Raw genomic sequence first — 19,250 nt, forward strand, 5'->3', positions numbered from 1 at the left:
GATGCGCAAGCTGGTGATGATTGGTAACGGGATGGCGGCAAATCGGCTGGCAGAGCGCCTGGTGACGGGAGCTCCGGGGAAGTTCGCTATCACCATTTTGGGCGATGAACCCTGCCAGGCCTATAACCGTATCCAGCTTTCACCGGTACTCAGCGGCGAAAAAACCTTCGCACAGACACTGTTGCAGACTGCTGCATGGTACGCGGAGCACAACATTACGGTGTTGCAGGGCGTCACGGCGCTGCATGTAGCGACCGATGCCCGGCGTCTTCTGACAAGCCATGGGGAGTTGGCGTGGGATGAACTGGTATTCACCTGCGGTTCGCTGCCATTTATGCCGCCAGTACCGGGTATTACGCTGCCGCATGTTCACGCTTTTCGAACTCTGGCGGATGTGGAAGCGATGCTGGCACAGCCGGGGGATACCGTGGTCATTGGCGGCGGTGTGCTGGGGGTGGAAGCTGCCGCGGCGCTCAAATACAGAGGTGACAACGTCACGTTAGTTCATCGCAGTGCGCTGTTGATGGAACAACAACTCGATAGCCAGGCAAGCGGCCTGCTCAGCGAAAACCTCGAAGCTCGCGGCATTCATTGCCTACTCAGCGCGGGCATCAGCACCATTACAGAACAGGCGGTGGTGCTCAACGATGGACGTCAGATCCCGGCAGTACGCGTAGTGATAGCGACAGGCGTGCGCCCCAATATTGCCCTGGCGCAGCGCAGCGGTGTTGCCTGTCAGCGGGGAATCGTGGTTGATCGCCAGATGGCGACGGCAATACCCGGCATCAGCGCTATCGGTGAGTGCTGCGAAATCGGCGGACAGACGTGGGGGCTGGTGGCGCCCTGTTTACAGCAGGCTGAGATATTAGCCGCCCGTCTGGCGGGAACGCCTGGCGAGGATTTTCACTGGCAGGATAACGGCACGCGCCTGAAGGTGACGGGTATCGATCTCTTCAGCGCCGGGCAGGTACAGGCAAAAGACGGGGATGAGTGCTGGTCAAGCTTTGATCCGCAGACGGGGCATTATCGCCGTTTTCTGCTGCGTGACGGCACTCTCAACGGCGTGCTGCTGATGGGCGATTGCACCAGCGCCGCGGCGTTCACCAATCTGCTTAAAACGCCTCAGCCCGCCCAGACGGGCTGGATCTTCGACCAATTTACAGCGCAGCCGTCGGCTGCAGGAATGCAAAAAATGACAAAACCAACGCTTGCGGTGGTAGGGCACGGCATGGTCGGCCACCATTTTCTTGAACAATGTGTGCAGCAGAATGTGCATCAGCGCTATCAGATTGTGGTCTTTGGCGAGGAGCGTTATGCGGCCTACGATCGCGTGCATCTCTCGGAGTATTTTGCCGGCCGGGATGCAGCCTCGCTGTCGTTGGTGAGCGAGGATTTCTTTGCCACTCATGGTATTGAACTGCGGCTTTGCCAGGCAGTGACGGCTATCGATACGGAGACCCACCTGATTCGCGATGCGCAGGGTCACGAACTGCACTGGGATAAACTGGTGCTGGCAACCGGTTCATATCCGTTTGTGCCACCGATTGCTGGCAACGATCTGCCCGATTGCTTTGTCTATCGCACGCTGGATGATCTGGACGCTATCGCCGGACGGGCAAAAACCGCCACGCGCGGCGTGGTGATTGGCGGCGGCCTGCTCGGTCTGGAGGCCGCCAATGCCCTGCGCCAGTTAGGGCTCGAGACGCATGTGGTGGAGTTTGCTCCTAATCTGATGGCGGTGCAGCTTGATGATGGCGGTGCGGCGATGCTGCGCGAGAAGATTACTGAACTGGGCGTAGGAGTGCATACCCGTAAAGTCACAACGGCAATCGAGCAAACTCCGGGCGGGCTGGTTTTGCGTTTTGCCGACGGTGAAGCGCTTACCTGCGATATGGTGGTCTTCTCTGCGGGGATCCGCCCACAGGACGCACTGGCGCGAAGCGGGCAACTCAGCGTGGGTGAACGTGGCGGTATTGTCATTGATGAGCACTGCCGTACATCGGACGCCGATGTTTTCGCTATTGGCGAGTGCGCGCTGTGGCAGAACCAGATTTTCGGCCTGGTGGCGCCGGGGTATCAAATGGCGCGTACCGTAGCGGCGGCCCTTGCCGGAGAAGAGGTACCGTTTACCGGTGCAGATATGAGCACCAAACTAAAACTGCTGGGTGTGGATGTGGCGTCATTTGGCGATGCGCACGGGCGCACGCCAGGTTGCCAGAGCTATCAGTGGGTTGATGGCCCGGCACAGGTGTATAAGAAAATCGTCGTCAGCGCTGACGGGAAAACGCTGCTGGGTGGGGTGCTGGTTGGCGATGCCAGCGACTACCCTACGCTTTTGCAAATGATGCTTAACGCCATCGCGCTCCCGGCGCGGCCGGAATCGCTGATTTTACCCGCGCTTGAGGGGAGTGCGCCAAAAGCGCTGGGTGTCGCAGCGCTGCCCGACAGCGCGCAGATCTGCTCTTGCCATAATGTCAGCAAAGGCGCCATTTGTGAGGCAGTGCTCGCCGGAGCCACGGAGTTTGGCGCGCTAAAAAGTTGCACCAAAGCGGCAACCGGCTGTGGCGGATGCAGCACGCTGGTGAAGCAGGTAATGGAATTTCAGCTTCAGCAACAGGGCGTTGAGATCAAAAAAGATATTTGTGAGCATTTCCCGTATTCGCGGCAGGAAATCTACCACCTGGTGCGCGTCAATCACATTCATACTTTCGAGCAACTGATTGCTCGCTATGGTCACGGCGACGGCTGCGAAATCTGCAAACCGCTGGTGGGCTCGATTCTGGCTTCCTGCTGGAACGAATATCTGCTGAAACCGGCGCATCTGCCGTTACAGGACACTAACGATCGCTACTTCGCCAACATCCAGAAAGATGGAACCTATTCCATCGTGCCGAGGATGGCGGCGGGAGAAGTCACGCCAGATGGTTTAATTGCGATAGGCCAGATTGCTAAACGCTACCAGCTCTACAGCAAAATTACCGGTGGTCAGCGAATCGATCTTTTCGGCGCACGACTGGAACAGCTTCCGGATATCTGGCGTGAACTGATTGACGCCGGGTTTGAAACGGGTCATGCCTACGGAAAATCGCTGCGCACGGTGAAGTCCTGTGTGGGTTCGACCTGGTGTCGCTACGGCGTGCAGGACTCCACTGGTCTTGCCGTCACGCTGGAGCACCGTTACAAAGGTTTGCGCGCACCGCATAAAATTAAAATGGCGGTATCGGGCTGTACCCGTGAATGTGCCGAAGCGCAGGGCAAAGATGTCGGCGTCATCGCAACCGAAAAGGGCTGGAACCTCTATCTGTGCGGCAACGGCGGTATGAAACCGCGCCATGCGGATCTCTTCGCAAGCGATCTTGACGACGCCACGCTGTTGCGCACTGTCGACCGCTTCCTGATGTTTTACATTCGCACCGCCGATCGTCTGCAACGCACCAGTACCTGGATGGATAACCTGGAAGGGGGGATCGACTACCTGCGGGCGGTGATCCTCGAAGATAGCCTGGGTATTGGCGAAGAGCTTGAGCAGGAGATGGCGCGGGTAATCGGGAGCTATCAGTGTGAATGGCACACCACCCTGAACGACCCGCAACGGCTGGCGTTGTTCCGCTCTTATGTGAACAGCGATATGCCGGATGAAGCGGTACAGCGGCATGATGTCCGGGGGCAGTTGCAACCCATTGCTGACCCGGCGCTCCCGTTACTTAACGCCGGGACTAAACCGTGGCAGGCTATTTGTCCGCTGTCGTCGATTCCGGCGCAGGCGGGGATCGGCGCCCGACTGGGCGAAATGCAGATCGCGCTGTTCCGCTTCGGCGACAAGGTTTATGCCCTGGATAATCTGGAACCGGGCAGCCAGGCTAACGTGCTGTCGCGGGGCTTATTAGGCGATGCGGCTGGCGAGCCGATTGTGATTTCACCGCTCTATAAACGCCGGATCCGCCTGCGCGACGGCAGACAGTGTGACAACGGCGAAGCGGTGGTGCGCGCGTGGCCGGTGAAAGTGGAAGATGGCACGGTGTGGGTGAGCAATCAGGCGCTACTGCTGCGTGCGGAGGCCTCATGAGTGAAACCCGTACAACCTGCCCATACTGCGGCGTTGGCTGCGGGGTGATAGCCCGGGAAGACGAGGGCAAGGTCAGCGTGCGCGGTGATGACGCGCACCCGGCAAATTTTGGTCGCTTGTGCGTTAAGGGCGCCGCGCTGGGTGAAACCACCGGGCTGACGGGGCGGCTTTTGTACCCGGAAGTGGCGGGGGCACGTGTTAGCTGGGAAGTGGCTACCGCCGAAACGGGAGCGCGATTGCGCGCCATTATCGACGAATACGGCCCACAGGCGGTGGCATTTTATGCCTCCGGGCAGTTGCTGACGGAGGACTATTACGCAGCCAATAAACTGATGAAGGGATTCATCGGCGCGGCAAATATCGACACCAACTCCCGCCTCTGCATGTCCTCTGCGGTGACGGGCTACAAGCGCGCCCTGGGCGGTGATGTGGTGCCATGCAGCTATGAGGATGTTGAAAACAGCGATCTGGTGATTCTGGTGGGATCGAATGCCGCGTGGGCGCATCCGGTGCTTTATCAGCGGCTGGTGAAGGCGAAGCAGGCCAATGCAAAAATGCGGGTCGTGGTTATCGACCCCAGACGCACGGCGACCTGTGATATCGCAGACCAGCATCTGGCGATTGCGCCGGGGAGTGACGCCGGGCTTTTTGTCGGCCTGCTGCGGGCGATAGCGCAACAGAGAGATGTCGCAACGTTTACCGATGGGGCAGCCGCGCTAGCGGCCGCACAACCCTGGAATATTGCGCGCGTCGCCGCATTCTGCGGCCTGACGGAACAAGAGGTCGCTGAGTTTTACGCGGCGTTTATTGCTGCTCCGCGCGCTATAACGCTTTACACCATGGGGATTAACCAATCCGCCAGCGGCAGCGACAAATGTAATGCAATCATCAATGTCCATCTGGCGAGCGGAAAATTCGCGCGTCCCGGATGCGGCCCCTTTTCGTTGACCGGACAGCCAAATGCGATGGGTGGCAGAGAAGTGGGCGGGCTGGCGACCATGCTGGCGGCGCATATGAATTTTGAGCCGGACGACCTCGCGCGGGTGGCCCGGTTCTGGGGAACGGAGCGTCTGGCGCAAACGCCGGGGCTGATGGCGGTCGATCTTTTCGCTGCCATCGGGCGTGGAGAGGTGAAAGCGGTGTGGATTATGGGCACGAATCCGGCCGTGTCTCTCCCCGATAGCCATGCGGTGAGTCAGGCGCTGGCGGCTTGCCCGCTGGTGATTGTCTCAGAGGTGGCAGAGGATACGGAAACATCACGCTTCGCGCATATCCGTTTCCCGGCGCTGAGCTGGGGGGAGAAAAACGGCACTGTCACCAATTCAGAGCGACGGATTTCACGTCAGCGCGCATTTTTACCCGCGCCAGGTGAAGCCAAAGGCGACTGGTGGATTATCGCCCAGGTGGCAAAGGCGCTGGGTTATGGTGACGCGTTTCGCTGGCAACATCCTCATGAGGTATTTTGCGAACACGCGGCGCTCTCGGGGTTTGAAAATCAGGGACAGCGCGCCTTTGATATCAGCGGGCTGGCAAATCTTAGCCGGCAGGCGTGGGACAATCTAATGCCAGTCCGCTGGCCGGTGTGTTCAACGGATAAAGAGTGGGAATTGACTCGTGGCTGGCGCGCTGATGGCCAGTTGCGGATGGTTCCCGTCAGGCCGCAATCCACCCGGGCGCGCACCGGGCCGCTCTATCCTCTGTTGCTTAATAGTGGGCGCATTCGCGACCAGTGGCACACCATGACGCGAACCGGAACCGTAGCGCGTCTGATGCAGCATATCGATCAGCCGATAGTGGAGGTGTCGCCCGGTGACGCAGCGCATTTTCAGCTTCGTGAAGGCGGGCTTGCCAGAATTACATCGCTGAATGGCATGATGGTCGCCAAAGTGGTGATTCACGCCGGACAGCGGCAAGGCTCACTGTTTGTACCGATGCACTGGAATGCCTGTTTTGCTCGCCTGGGGAAGGTGAATGCGCTGGTGGCGGCACAAACCGACCCCGACTCGGGTCAGCCGGAAAGTAAGCAGGTGGCGGTACGTATTGCGCCATGGCAGCCCGCCTGGCAAGGAGAAATTATCTCGCGCGAGGCCGTGATATTACCGCGCCACGTTCAGTGGTGGCGTAAGGCCACTGACCGGCTGCATCATCTGACGGTTTGTGGGGATAAACGCATCAATGATGACCTGCTGGCGCTTTGTCAGCAGCGCGGCTGGCAGGCGCAAATTGCGCAGGCGGGGGCGCTCTGGCATTTACTGGCATGGGAGGAAGGGCGCCTGATGCTGGGGATGTGGAGCGGCCCGACGCTACCGGCAGTCGATTTGGCGCTGATCCGCGCTGCCTTCAGCGATGGCCCACAGACTGCTGCTGAGCGCCATGCATTACTGAGCGGGCATGAGAACGGGCGGCCTGCGCAGGGACGGATTGTTTGCAGTTGCTTTGGGGTCGGCGAGATGAGGATTCAGGAAGCGATTGCCGGGGGATGCCGCTCTGTTGAAGCGTTAGGGCTAAAGCTGAAATGCGGCACCAACTGCGGATCGTGTGTGCCGGAACTGAAGGGGATGCTGAGCCCGGCACCAGATTTTTCCCGAAATTTACCTTAAAGCTGAAATGGTTTAGCAAAAGCGATAAACTAAAAAAATGCTTTTAGTCTCACGCTTTCGTTCTCCATTCTGGTTATTGCTGCTGCTGGCGAGTGCCAGTGGCGCTGCGCGTTCATCTTTTATCCTGCAGGCGGAAAACCCCTTCGATAATAATCAGGATAACCTGCCCGATCTTGGCATGGCGAAGGAGAGCAACGAGGGTGAAAAACACCTCGCCGAGATGGCAAAAGCCTTTGGTGAAGCCAGTATGGTTGATAACGGCCTCGATACCGGTGAGCAGGCGCGGATGTTCGCGTTGTCAAAAATTCGCGATCAGGTGAGCGGGGAAGTTAACCAGACGCTGGAAAACTGGCTATCGCCATGGGGCAACACCAGCGTGGCGCTACAGGTCGATGACGATGGCGGCTTTACCGGCAGTCACGGGAGCTGGTTTGTGCCGTTGCAGGATCAGTGGGACTACCTTACCTGGAGCCAGCTTGGCCTGGCGCAGCAGGATGAAGGGCTGATTGGCAATGTGGGCTTAGGCCAGCGCTGGGTGGCCGGAAACTGGCTGCTGGGCTACAACACCTTTTACGACACGCTGCTGGATGAAAATATCGACCGCGGCGGGGTTGGCGCTGAAGCCTGGGGCGAGTACCTGCGTTTTTCAGCCAACTATTATCAGCCATTACGCTCCTGGACTGAAACCGAAGCGACGCTCCAGCAGAGGATGGCGCGCGGCTACGACGTTACCGCACAGGCGTGGATCCCCTCCTATCATCACATCAATACCAGTTTAAGTCTGGAGCAGTATTTCGGTGATAATGTTGACCTCTTCCACAGTGGTACGGGTTATCACAACCCTGTAGCCGTGTCGCTCGGGCTCAACTATACGCCCGTCCCTTTAGTCACCTTTAGCGCACAGCACAAACAGGGGGAAAGTGGCGTCAGCCAGAATAACCTGGGCATGAAGCTTAATTATCGTTTTGGCGTGCCGCTTAAAAAACAGCTTCAGGCTGATGAGGTGGCGATGACGCGCTCACTGCGCGGTAGCCGCTATGACAGCCCGGAGCGTAATGCGTTGCCGGTGATGGAGTCGCGTCAGCGTAAAGATTTAACGGTTTATCTGGCGACGCCGCCCTGGGATCTCAGCGGTGGCGAAACGGTGCAGCTTAAGCTGCAAATCCGCAGTCGATACGGTATTAAATCGCTAAGCTGGCAGGGCGATACTCAGGCGTTAAGCCTGACGCCGCCTGCTTCGCGTGAGAGTGCTGATGGCTGGAGTATTATTATCCCCGCCTGGGATTACAACGAGGGAGCCAGCAACCGCTGGCACCTGACGGTGGTGGTAGAGGATAAACACGGTCAGCGTGTTTCATCGAATGAGATCACCTTGTCACTGACCGAGCCGCTTGTCAGCTTCCCTGAGCAGGGGAATGGCTGGCAAGACCATCCTTAAAAAATACGTTCCTGGTGTACCCACACCGCCGCTTCTACGCGTGACTTCAGCTTCATTTTTTTCAGCATATGTTTGACGTGGACTTTTACCGTGCTCTCGGTGATGTCGAGACGGCGGGCGATCATTTTGTTCGGCAGACCCTGCGCGATTAACTTCAGAATGTCGCGCTCACGTGGCGTTAGCTGGTTGATATCACGGTCTGAGGTGGCACGGTTGGCGCGAAGACTGGCGGCCAGCACTGGTGTTAATGCTTCACTCAATACCATTTCGCCTGCTGCGGCCTGTTGCAGCGCTTTCAGCAAATCTTCCGGCTCCATATCTTTCAACAGATAACCGTCCGCACCGCGTTTCAGCGCTGTCACCACATCTTCTTCATGGTTCGACACGCTAAAGACGACGACGCGCCCGGACAGCGTTTTTTCACGCAGTTTGTCCAGGGTCTCCAGGCCGTTCATGCCCGGCATATTGAGATCAAGCAGGATCAGATCGGGATCGAGCGCTTCAGCCAGTTCAATGCCTTGTTCACCATTGCTGGCTTCGCCGACAACCTGAATATCCGGCGCCATACTGATGAGCTGTTTTACGCCAGTACGGAGCATCGGATGATCGTCAATTAACAGGATAGTTGCCCGTTCCTGATTACTCATGGATATCTCCTTGTTGAGTTGAGAGGGGTTTTTCAGGGATAAACGTCACCACGACTTCGGTGCCGCCGCTGTCGCGGCGTCTTACCTGGCAGTCTCCACGCAGGCTTTGCGCGCGGTCACGCATAATAATAAGACCGTAATGATTGCTGCGTTCGGCATGAACCGGCACGCCGCAGCCATTATCCGCAACAACCAGTTTGACCTGGTTATCGTGTTGTGACACTGTAACTTTCACTTCGCTGGCCTGCGAATGCTTGAGAGAGTTGCTCAATGCTTCGCGGGCGATTTGCAGAACATGGATGGCCTGATGAGAGGGCACATAGCGCGGCGGCAGTTGGTAATCAAGCTGTACCGGGAAACCAAAATGCGCGCTGTACTCCTGGCAACTGGCCTCCAGCGCCGGGCGCAGGCCGGGTTCGGTAAGTTGCAGGCGGAAGGTGGTCAGCAGTTCACGCAGTTGCGCCCACGAGGTATTCAGCTCGTTGCGAATCTGCGCCAGCAGGTCACGGCTCTGTGCTGACAGTTCTTCACCCTGCATTTGCAGGCAACTGACCTGCATTTTCATACACGAGAGCGATTGAGCGATAGAATCATGCAGTTCGCGGGCGATGGTGGCGCGCTCTTCCATGACGATCAGTTGTTGCTGGCGCTCCTGATGCCTGTCGAGCGCAAGCGTAGAAGTTAACTGTTCAAGCAGGGTATCAACCAGTTGTTGTTGGTCGTGGCTAATCTGACGACCATGGGGCAGTGTCGCCAGTAAGATGCCATATTGATTATGCTTATCGGTCAGACGCCATTTCAGCGTTGAACCGCCGTCTGGGGTTAGCAGATCGTCGCGTGGGCAGAGATAACAGCCTTTATCATCGCAGGCCATTCCGGAATGACAGCTAAATTCCTGATGATTTTCTTCATCTTCAACATCGTAAACCCGCACTTCAATTTCGCGCAGCGGGGTAAGCCCCTGCAGGCCGTTAAGCACCGGGGAGATGCGCTCGCAGAGCGGGGCATTGGCGTGCAGACGGCGGTTAGCCTGCCAGAGGAAAGCGAGAATGGCGTTTTTCTGCTCCAGCCCCGCGGTCTTCTCCTGTACCCGGCGTTCAAGGGACGCATAGCTTTCAGCCAACTCCTCCGACATATTGTTCAGCGCCATCCCGAGCGTCGCCATTTCGTTGCGTCCGCTAATTTGCGCCCGTTGGGTAAAATCGCGGTGGCTTACTGCGCGCGCCATGCTCAGCAATTGTTGCCACGGATGCAGCAGCCGGGCGCGTAGCCAGATAACCGTGAACAGCAGCAGCAGAGCCATAAATGCCGCCATGGCCCGGTGAACCCACACGACATGGCGAATACGTTTTTCCGTGGTGTGATCAAAAGCGGTAACCAGTTGGTCGATGCGACCGACAAAGTTCGCCACTTCGCCTGCCACGACTTCCTGACTATTTGCCTGGCGAATACCTGGCGCCAGACTGGATTGCCAGTATTGCTGCAATGCGAGCAGTTGCGCCTGTTGACCATCGCGGCGAGCGGCCTCGACCAGTTCCGGGCTGAATACGGTGGTGCGCATTTCATCAAACAGCGCGTTATCGCTCTTTTTAATGGGGATCGCCGCAAGCAGACGATAGCTCTGCATGCGCAGCGAACCGGCTTTGTTGATGGCGTGTGCGCTTCCCTGAACACCGTCAACCAGGCGGCCAGACGTGATCATCCCCGCCATGCCAATCGCGGTGGAGAGCAGGACGATAAGGGCCAGTTGATTAACCAGCGTCAGTGGTGTAAAGAGACGTTTAAACATAGACTGCAGGATCCCGAACGGGGCAACTCCCCGGTAGTGGCGTTATTTTCGGCTATCGCCTGGAGTATACCCATACCCCTAAAGTACTACCCATTAATTGCCATGATAGTAGAGATGTTTGCAGGGGGGGAGTATATACCGGTCAGCCCTGTGAAATATCAGGTCTTTTTACATAAAGTCATCTACTCATAAAGAGTGATGATGATTTTTCATCCAATCTGATGACCACTTTTCCTTTGATTTATATCAACTTACCTAACGGTGTAAACCCTAATGTGGCAAGGGTTGATATTAATAACCAGAGGTGTCTATGAGTCACTCAACTACCCCGGAACGGGCAAGCGGCGCTGTTATTACCGAATGGCGACCGGAAGATCCCGAATTTTGGCAATCGCGCGGTCACCGCGTCGCCAGCCGAAATTTGTGGATCTCCGTGCCGTGTTTGCTGTTGGCGTTCTGTGTGTGGATGTTGTTTAGTGCCGTGGCGGTGAATCTACCGAAAGTCGGCTTCCAGTTTACTACCGATCAATTGTTTATGCTGACGGCGCTGCCATCGGTGTCGGGCGCACTGCTACGCGTGCCTTACTCCTTTATGGTGCCGCTGGTGGGCGGCCGCCGCTGGACGGCGTTCAGTACCGGTATCCTGATCGTGCCTTGCGTGTGGTTAGGTTTTGCGGTGCAGGATACGTCCACACCGTTTAGTACCTTCATTATCATTTCTCTGCTGTGTGGTTTTGCGGGTGCGAACTTCGCCTCCAGCATGGCGAACATCAGCTTCTTCTTCCCGAAAGAGAAACAGGGCGGGGCGCTGGGTATTAACGGCGGCCTGGGCAATATGGGCGTGAGCGTGATGCAGTTAGTCGCACCGCTGGCCATTTCCCTCTCCATCTTTGCGGCGTTCGGTAGCCAGGGCGTTGAACAGCCCGATGGCACGCAACTTTATCTGGCGAATGCGGCGTGGATTTGGGTGCCGTTCCTGGCCATCTTTACCCTTGCAGCCTGGTTTGGCATGAACGAACTGGCGGCGTCGAAAGCGTCTCTGCGCGAGCAGTTACCGGTTCTGAAACGCGGTCATCTGTGGATTATGAGCCTGCTGTATCTGGCAACCTTCGGCTCGTTTATCGGCTTCTCTGCTGGTTTTGCGATGCTGTCGAAAACCCAGTTCCCTGACGTGCAGATCCTGCAGTATGCCTTCTTTGGCCCGTTCATCGGCGCGCTGGCACGTTCTGCGGGCGGGGCGATTTCCGACCGTCTGGGCGGTACGCGCGTTACGCTGATTAACTTTATCGTAATGGCTCTGTTCAGTGCGCTGCTGTTTATGACCCTGCCGGCTGATGGCGTGGGCGGTAACTTCACCGCGTTCTTCGCGGTATTCCTCGTGCTGTTCCTGACGGCCGGGCTGGGTAGCGGTTCCACCTTCCAGATGATCTCCGTTATCTTCCGTAAGCTGACGATGGATCGCGTGAAAGCGGAAGGCGGCTCTGAAGAGAAAGCAATGCGTGAAGCGGCAACGGATACAGCGGCAGCGCTGGGCTTTATTTCCGCGATTGGCGCTATCGGCGGCTTCTTTATTCCAAAAGCTTTCGGTACGTCTCTGGAATTAACCGGTTCTCCGGCCGGGGCAATGAAAGTTTTCCTCGTGTTCTATATTGCTTGTGTGGTGATCACATGGGCGGTATACGGACGTAAAATAAAAAAATAAGTCTGACTTTTTGATTATCAGGCGCGAGAAATCGCGCCTTTTTTTTGACCTGATAAAAGGCAGTATGAGAGTGAATACAAAGCGTCTACCCCTTAATACCATTAACATCTCTTTACGGGATGTTAAATGGTGAAGGATTGAAATAAATCCTTTTAAATCATTGTCTTATAAATAAAGAAATAATACCACCAAGGTGGTATATGTAAAATTCCATGTGCTTATTAAGCCAATTCATCTTGATCCCCATCAATTCACTACCTCTTTCAGCGCGTTAATTTCCCTGCAAATTCAGCAATGTCGATTTATCAGAGAGCCGACAGGCTCCAAACAGGAGAGACCCGATGAGTAAATTCCTGGACCGGTTTCGCTACTTCAAACAGAAGGGTGAAACTTTTGCCGATGGGCACGGACAGATTCTGAATACCAACCGGGATTGGGAAGATGGATACAGAAGCCGCTGGCAGCATGACAAAGTGGTACGTTCTACCCACGGGGTAAACTGCACCGGTTCATGTAGCTGGAAAATCTATGTAAAAAATGGCCTCGTGACCTGGGAAACCCAGCAAACCGATTACCCGCGCACCCGCCCGGATATGCCAAACCATGAGCCTCGCGGCTGCCCTCGCGGCGCCAGCTACTCCTGGTACCTCTACAGCGCCAACCGCCTGAAATACCCGCTGATGCGTAAACGCCTGATGAAAATGTGGCGTGAAGCAAAAGTGCAGCATAGCGATCCGGTAGCCGCCTGGGCGTCAATCATTGAAGATGCTGATAAAGCCAAAAGCTTCAAACAGGCTCGCGGTCGCGGTGGTTTTGTTCGCTCCTCCTGGCAGGAAGTGAATGAACTGATCGCAGCGTCTAACGTCTACACCGTCAAAACCTACGGCCCTGACCGTGTGGCAGGCTTCTCGCCGATCCCGGCGATGTCGATGGTCTCCTACGCCTCCGGCGCGCGTTATCTGTCACTGATTGGTGGTACCTGCCTGAGCTTCTACGACTGGTATTGTGACCTGCCGCCGGCGTCGCCGCAGACCTGGGGCGAGCAGACCGACGTGCCGGAATCCGCCGACTGGTACAACTCTAACTACATCATCGCCTGGGGCTCTAACGTGCCGCAGACGCGTACCCCGGATGCGCACTTCTTCACGGAAGTTCGCTACAAGGGTACCAAAACTGTCGCTATCACCCCGGACTACGCTGAAATCGCCAAACTGTGCGACCTGTGGCTGGCGCCGAAGCAGGGTACCGACGCCGCGATGGCACTGGCAATGGGCCACGTGATGCTGCGTGAGTTCCACCTCGACAAGCCGAGCCAGTACTTCACCGACTACGTGCGTCGCTACACCGACATGCCAATGCTGGTAATGCTGGAAGAGCGCGACGGTTACTATGCTGCAGGCCGCATGCTGCGCGCCGCCGATCTGGTCGATGCGCTGGGCCAGGAGAAAAACCCGGAGTGGAAAACCGTCGCTTATGACGAGCAGGGCGAGATGACCGCACCGAATGGCTCTATCGGTTTCCGTTGGGGCGATAAAGGTAAGTGGAACCTCGAACAGCGTGACGGCAAAACCGGTGAAGACGTACAACTGCGTCTTAGCCTGCTGGGCAGCCACGATGACATCGCACAGGTCGGTTTCCCGTACTTTGGCGGCGACGGCACTGAGCATTTCCAGAGCGTTGAGCTGGAAAACATCCTGCTGCACAAACTGCCGGTGAAACGTATTCAACTGGCCGATGGCAGCAGCGCGCTGGTGACCACCGTTTATGACCTGACGCTGGCGAACTACGGCCTGGAACGCGGTCTGAACGATGAAAACTGCGCCACCAGTTACGACGATATGAAAGCCTACACCCCGGCCTGGGCCGAGAAGGTGACGGGCGTTTCCCGTGCGCAAATTACCCGTATCGCACGCGAATTTGCGGACAACGCCGATAAAACTCACGGTCGTTCAATGATTATCGTCGGTGCCGGTCTGAACCACTGGTATCACCTGGACATGAACTACCGCGGCCTGATCAACATGCTGATCTTCTGCGGTTGCGTGGGTCAGAGCGGTGGTGGCTGGGCGCACTACGTCGGCCAGGAAAAACTGCGTCCGCAGACCGGCTGGCAGCCGCTGGCGTTTGCCCTTGACTGGCAGCGTCCGGCACGTCACATGAACAGCACCTCCTACTTCTATAACCACTCCAGCCAGTGGCGTTACGAGACCGTCACGGCGGAAGAGTTGCTGTCACCGCTGGCGGATAAATCCCGCTATACCGGTCACATGATTGACTTCAACGTGCGCGCTGAACGCATGGGCTGGCTGCCGTCTGCGCCGCAGTTAGGTACTAACCCGCTGCACATTGCACAGGAAGCGGAAAAAGCCGGGATGACGCCGGTGGATTACACCGTTAAATCTCTGAAAGAGGGTTCCATTCGCTTTGCGGCGGAACAGCCGGAAAACGGTAAAAACCACCCGCGTAACCTGTTCATCTGGCGTTCTAACCTGCTGGGTTCCTCCGGTAAAGGTCATGAGTTCATGCTGAAGTACCTGCTGGGTACTGAGCACGGTATTCAGGGCAAAGACCTGGGCAAGCAGGGCGGCGTGAAACCGGAAGAAGTGGAATGGCAGGACAACGGCCTCGACGGCAAGCTGGATCTGGTGGTAACGCTGGACTTCCGTCTGTCGAGCACCTGTCTCTACTCTGACATCGTGCTGCCAACCGCAACCTGGTACGAAAAAGACGACATGAATACCTCGGATATGCATCCGTTTATTCATCCGCTTTCCGCCGCTGTTGACCCGGCCTGGGAATCAAAAAGCGACTGGGAAATCTACAAAGGTATCGCGAAGAAATTCTCCGAAGTGTGCGTGGGCCATTTAGGCAAAGAAACCGATGTGGTGACGTTGCCAATCCAGCACGACTCCGCCGCCGAACTGGCGCAGCCGCTGGATGTGAAAGACTGGAAAAAAGGCGAGTGTGACCTGATCCCCGGCAAAACCGCGCCGCACATTCTGACCGTTGAACGCGACTACCCGGCAACTTACGAGCGCTTTACCTCTATCGGCCCGCTGATGGAGAAAATCGGTAACGGTGGCAAAGGTATCGCCTGGAACACCCAGAGCGAGATGGACTTGCTGCGTAAGCTCAATTACACCAAGGCAGAAGGCCCGGCGAAAGGCCAGCCGATGCTGAACACCGCGATTGATGCAGCAGAGATGATCCTCACTCTTGCGCCGGAAACCAACGGTCAGGTGGCGGTAAAAGCCTGGGCGGCACTGAGTGAGTTTACCGGTCGTGACCATACGCATCTGGCGCTGAATAAAGAAGACGAGAAAATTCGCTTCCGCGATATTCAGGCGCAGCCGCGCAAAATCATCTCCAGCCCGACCTGGTCCGGCCTTGAAGATGAGCATGTCTCTTATAACGCCGGTTACACCAACGTTCACGAACTGATCCCATGGCGCACCCTGTCCGGTCGTCAACAGTTGTATCAGGATCACCAGTGGATGCGTGATTTCGGTGAAAGCCTGCTGGTTTACCGCCCACCGATCGATACCCGCTCGGTGAAAGAAGTGATGGGGCAGAAATCCAACGGCAATCCGGAAAAAGCGCTCAACTTCCTGACGCCGCACCAGAAGTGGGGGATCCACTCCACCTACAGCGACAACCTGCTGATGCTGACCTTAGGTCGCGGCGGCCCGGTCGTCTGGATGAGCGAAGTGGATGCGAAAGCGTTAGGCATTGCGGATAACGACTGGATCGAAGTCTTCAACAGCAACGGTGCGCTCACCGCTCGTGCGGTTGTCAGCCAGCGTGTGCCGGAAGGGATGACCATGATGTACCACGCGCAGGAGCGTATCGTGAACCTGCCGGGTTCAGAAATCACCAGCCAGCGCGGCGGTATTCATAACTCGGTGACGCGTATCACGCCGAAACCGACGCATATGATCGGCGGCTATGCGCAACTGGCCTACGGCTTTAACTACTACGGCACCGTCGGCTCAAACCGCGATGAGTTTGTTGTAGTACGTAAGATGAAGAACATTGACTGGTTGGATGGCGAAGGCAATGACCAGGTACAGGAGAGCGTAAAATGAAAATTCGTTCACAAGTCGGCATGGTGCTGAATCTGGATAAGTGCATCGGTTGCCACACCTGTTCAGTCACCTGTAAAAACGTCTGGACCAGCCGTGAAGGCGTGGAGTACGCGTGGTTTAACAACGTGGAAACCAAGCCGGGTCAGGGTTTCCCGACCGACTGGGAAAACCAGGAAAAATATAAGGGCGGCTGGATCCGCAAAATCAACGGCAAAATTCAGCCGCGCATGGGTAACCGTGCGCTGTTGCTGGGTAAAATCTTCGCTAACCCGCATCTGCCGGGGATCGACGATTACTACGAACCGTTTGATTTTGACTACCAGAATCTGCATACCGCGCCGGAAGGCAGCAAAGTGCAGCCGATTGCTCGCCCACGCTCGCTGATTACTGGCCAACGCATGGCCAAAATTGAGAAAGGCCCGAACTGGGAAGATGACCTGGGCGGTGAGTTTGAGAAGCTGTCGAAAGACAAAAACTTCGAGAACATGCAGAAGGCGATGTACGGCCAGTTCGAAAACACCTTCATGATGTACCTGCCGCGTCTGTGCGAGCACTGTCTTAACCCGGCGTGTGCCGCAACGTGCCCGAGCGGGGCTATCTACAAGCGTGAAGAAGACGGCATCGTGCTGATCGACCAGGATAAGTGCCGCGGCTGGCGTATGTGTATCACCGGCTGCCCGTACAAAAAAATCTACTTCAACTGGAAGAGCGGTAAGTCTGAGAAGTGCATCTTCTGCTACCCGCGTATCGAAGCCGGTCAGCCGACCGTGTGCTCCGAAACCTGCGTTGGGCGTATCCGTTATCTGGGCGTGCTGCTGTATGACGCAGATGCGATTGAACATGCTGCCAGCACCGAGAACGAGAAAGATCTCTACCAGCGTCAACTGGACGTGTTCCTCGATCCGAACGATCCGAAAGTGATTGAGCAGGCACTGAAAGATGGTATTCCGCAGAGCGTCATCGACGCGGCTCAGCAGTCTCCGGTGTACAAAATGGCCGTTGACTGGAAGCTGGCGCTGCCGCTGCACCCGGAATATCGCACCCTGCCGATGGTTTGGTACGTGCCGCCACTGTCACCGATTCAGTCGGCGGCGGATGCGGGCGAACTGGGCAGCAACGGTATTCTGCCTGACGTGGAAAGCCTGCGTATCCCGGTTCAGTATCTGGCGAACCTGCTGACCGCGGGCGATACCCAGCCGGTATTGCTGGCGCTGAAACGGATGCTGGCGATGCGCCACTTCAAACGTGCGGAAAGCGTCGATGGCGTGGTGGATACCCGTGCGCTGGAAGAAGTGGGGCTGACTGAAGCACAGGCGCAGGAGATGTATCGCTATCTGGCTATCGCCAACTACGAAGATCGTTTCGTGGTGCCGAGCAGCCACCGTGAGCAGGCGCGTGAGGCCTTCCCGGAGAAAAGCGGTTGTGGTTTCAGCTTCGGCGACGGTTGCCACGGTTCAGACAGCAAATTCAACCTGTTCAACAGCCGCCGCATCGATGCCATTGATGTCAGCAGCAAAACGGAGCCGCACGCATGATTGAGCTACTCATCATCTCGCGTCTGCTCGAATACCCGGATGCTGCCCTGTGGCAGCATCAGGACGACGTTTTCGAGGCTCTCGCGTCTTCAGAAAAAATCGACAAAGAGGATGCCCGGAAACTGGGCCTCTTCCTGCGTGACTTAACTGCGCAGGATCTGCTGGATGTGCAGGCAAGCTACTGCGAGCTGTTTGATCGTGGCCGCGCAACGTCGCTGCTGCTGTTCGAACACGTGCATGGCGAATCTCGCGATCGTGGTCAGGCGATGGTTGACCTGATGAATCAGTACGAGCAGCACGGTTTGCAGCTTGATAGCCGTGAGCTGCCAGACCATCTGCCGCTCTATCTGGAGTATCTTGCCCAGTTGCCGGAAAGCGAAGCCATTGGCGGATTGCAGGATATTGCGCCGATTCTGGCGCTGTTAAGCGCGCGTCTGACCCAGCGTGAAAGCCGTTATGCGGTGCTGTTTGATACGTTGCTGAAAATGGCGCACAGCGAAGTGGACGGTGACAAAGTTGCAGAAAAAATCGCTGACGAAGCGCGCGACGATACGCCGCAGGCGCTGGATGCGGTCTGGGAAGAGGAGCAAGTGAAATTCTTTGCCGACCAGGGCTGCGGTGAGTCGGAAATCGCTGCCCACCAACGCCGCTTTGCGGGGGCTGTCGCACCGCAATATCTGAATATCTCTAACGGAGGAGAGCGATAATGCACTTCCTGAATATGTTTCTCTTCGATATCTATCCGTACATTGCGGGATCGGTATTTCTGATTGGTAGCTGGCTGCGTTACGACTATGGTCAGTACACGTGGCGTGCGGCGTCCAGCCAGATGCTGGATCGCAAAGGGATGAACATGGCGTCGAACCTGTTCCACCTCGGCATCCTGGGGATCTTCGCCGGTCACTTCCTGGGGATGCTGACGCCGCACTGGATGTATGAAGCGTGGCTGCCGATTGAAGTGAAACAGAAAATGGCGATGTTTGCTGGCGGCGCCAGCGGCGTATTGTGCCTGATTGGCGGTGTGCTGTTGCTGAAACGCCGTCTGTTCAGCCCGCGCGTGCGTGCAACCTCTACCGGAGCGGATATTCTGATTCTGACTCTACTGGTGGTGCAGTGTGCGCTGGGTCTGTTGACCATTCCGTTCTCTGCGCAGCATATGGACGGTAGCGAGATGATGAAACTGGTGGGGTGGGCGCAATCGGTAGTGACCTTCCACGGCGGCGCATCCGCGCATCTGGATGGCGTGGCGTTAATCTACCGCGTGCATCTGGTGCTGGGGATGACGTTGTTCCTGCTGTTCCCGTTCTCGCGTCTGGTGCATATCTGGAGCGTGCCGGTTGAGTATCTGACCCGTAAGTACCAGGTGGTGCGTGCGCGTCGCTAAGATA

General features: G+C 56.7%; 10 protein-coding genes. 8 read left to right on the forward strand and 2 right to left on the reverse strand.

All coding sequences use genetic code 11. From position 1 onward, the window contains the following. The first annotated feature begins 1 nt into the window (after window position 1). From nirB to VSR74_RS01055, 3 genes are read left to right on the forward strand one after another with little or no spacing between them, the layout of a single operon-like run. Entirely contained in the window at window positions 2-4,066 is a 4,065-nt protein-coding gene (nirB, locus tag VSR74_RS01045; RefSeq protein ID WP_347792977.1) for a nitrite reductase large subunit NirB, read from the forward strand. Continuing rightward, on the forward strand, window positions 4,063-6,666 hold the full coding sequence (locus tag VSR74_RS01050) for a nitrate reductase (RefSeq protein WP_347792978.1): 2,604 nt from the start codon (window positions 4,063-4,065) through the stop codon (window positions 6,664-6,666). Before nirB ends, VSR74_RS01050 begins: the two co-directional genes overlap by 4 nt. A 37-nt stretch (window positions 6,667-6,703) precedes the next feature. Next, a complete protein-coding gene (locus VSR74_RS01055) occupies window positions 6,704-8,104 on the forward strand; it encodes a YchO/YchP family invasin (protein ID WP_347792979.1) in 1,401 nt (466 codons plus the stop codon). Here the strand turns inward: VSR74_RS01055 and narL are convergent. Both narL and narX read right to left on the reverse strand, forming a co-directional pair. Then, window positions 8,101-8,751 carry a two-component system response regulator NarL gene (narL, locus tag VSR74_RS01060; protein ID WP_347792980.1) on the reverse strand — a complete coding sequence of 217 codons (651 nt, stop codon included), beginning with the start codon at window positions 8,749-8,751 and terminating at the stop codon, window positions 8,101-8,103. The two genes, VSR74_RS01055 and narL, sit on opposite strands and share 4 nt — an antisense overlap. Next, window positions 8,744-10,540 carry a nitrate/nitrite two-component system sensor histidine kinase NarX gene (gene narX / locus VSR74_RS01065; RefSeq protein ID WP_347792981.1) on the reverse strand — a complete coding sequence of 599 codons (1,797 nt, stop codon included), beginning with the start codon at window positions 10,538-10,540 and terminating at the stop codon, window positions 8,744-8,746. The genes narL and narX overlap by 8 nt, the downstream gene beginning before the upstream one ends. A gap of 310 nt (window positions 10,541-10,850) precedes the next feature. Between narX and VSR74_RS01070 the strand changes: the two genes are divergently transcribed. The 5 genes from VSR74_RS01070 to narI all read left to right on the forward strand — a co-directional run bounded on the left by VSR74_RS01070 (window position 10,851) and on the right by narI (window position 19,246). Next, window positions 10,851-12,242 (forward strand): NarK family nitrate/nitrite MFS transporter, encoded by a 1,392-nt coding sequence (locus VSR74_RS01070; RefSeq protein ID WP_347792982.1) that lies wholly within the window; start codon window positions 10,851-10,853, stop codon window positions 12,240-12,242. Between the two features lie 341 nt (window positions 12,243-12,583). Then, a complete protein-coding gene (locus VSR74_RS01075; protein WP_347792983.1) occupies window positions 12,584-16,327 on the forward strand; it encodes a nitrate reductase subunit alpha in 3,744 nt (1,247 codons plus the stop codon). Next, window positions 16,324-17,862 (forward strand): nitrate reductase subunit beta, encoded by a 1,539-nt coding sequence (narH, locus tag VSR74_RS01080; protein ID WP_347792984.1) that lies wholly within the window; start codon window positions 16,324-16,326, stop codon window positions 17,860-17,862. The genes VSR74_RS01075 and narH overlap by 4 nt, the downstream gene beginning before the upstream one ends. Beyond that, window positions 17,859-18,569 (forward strand): nitrate reductase molybdenum cofactor assembly chaperone, encoded by a 711-nt coding sequence (narJ, locus tag VSR74_RS01085; RefSeq protein WP_347792985.1) that lies wholly within the window; start codon window positions 17,859-17,861, stop codon window positions 18,567-18,569. Before narH ends, narJ begins: the two co-directional genes overlap by 4 nt. Further along, window positions 18,569-19,246 (forward strand): respiratory nitrate reductase subunit gamma, encoded by a 678-nt coding sequence (narI, locus tag VSR74_RS01090; protein WP_347792986.1) that lies wholly within the window; start codon window positions 18,569-18,571, stop codon window positions 19,244-19,246. The genes narJ and narI overlap by 1 nt, the downstream gene beginning before the upstream one ends. Window positions 19,247-19,250: the final 4 nt, after the last annotated feature.

It is taken from the genome of Pseudocitrobacter cyperus (genome assembly GCF_039889165.1).
Classification (GTDB): domain Bacteria; phylum Pseudomonadota; class Gammaproteobacteria; order Enterobacterales; family Enterobacteriaceae; genus Pseudocitrobacter; species Pseudocitrobacter cyperus.

Excerpts from the sequence above, each read along its gene's own strand:
- nirB (WP_347792977.1), top strand. The coding sequence starts at position 2 with ATGCGCAAGCTGGTGATGATTGGTAACGGGATGGCGGCAAATCGGCTG.
- VSR74_RS01050 (WP_347792978.1), top strand. The coding sequence starts at position 4,063 with ATGAGTGAAACCCGTACAACCTGCCCATACTGCGGCGTTGGCTGCGGG.
- VSR74_RS01055 (WP_347792979.1), top strand. The coding sequence starts at position 6,704 with ATGCTTTTAGTCTCACGCTTTCGTTCTCCATTCTGGTTATTGCTGCTG.
- narL (WP_347792980.1), bottom strand. The coding sequence starts at position 8,751 with ATGAGTAATCAGGAACGGGCAACTATCCTGTTAATTGACGATCATCCG.
- narX (WP_347792981.1), bottom strand. The coding sequence starts at position 10,540 with ATGTTTAAACGTCTCTTTACACCACTGACGCTGGTTAATCAACTGGCC.
- VSR74_RS01070 (WP_347792982.1), top strand. The coding sequence starts at position 10,851 with ATGAGTCACTCAACTACCCCGGAACGGGCAAGCGGCGCTGTTATTACC.
- VSR74_RS01075 (WP_347792983.1), top strand. The coding sequence starts at position 12,584 with ATGAGTAAATTCCTGGACCGGTTTCGCTACTTCAAACAGAAGGGTGAA.
- narH (WP_347792984.1), top strand. The coding sequence starts at position 16,324 with ATGAAAATTCGTTCACAAGTCGGCATGGTGCTGAATCTGGATAAGTGC.
- narJ (WP_347792985.1), top strand. The coding sequence starts at position 17,859 with ATGATTGAGCTACTCATCATCTCGCGTCTGCTCGAATACCCGGATGCT.
- narI (WP_347792986.1), top strand. The coding sequence starts at position 18,569 with ATGCACTTCCTGAATATGTTTCTCTTCGATATCTATCCGTACATTGCG.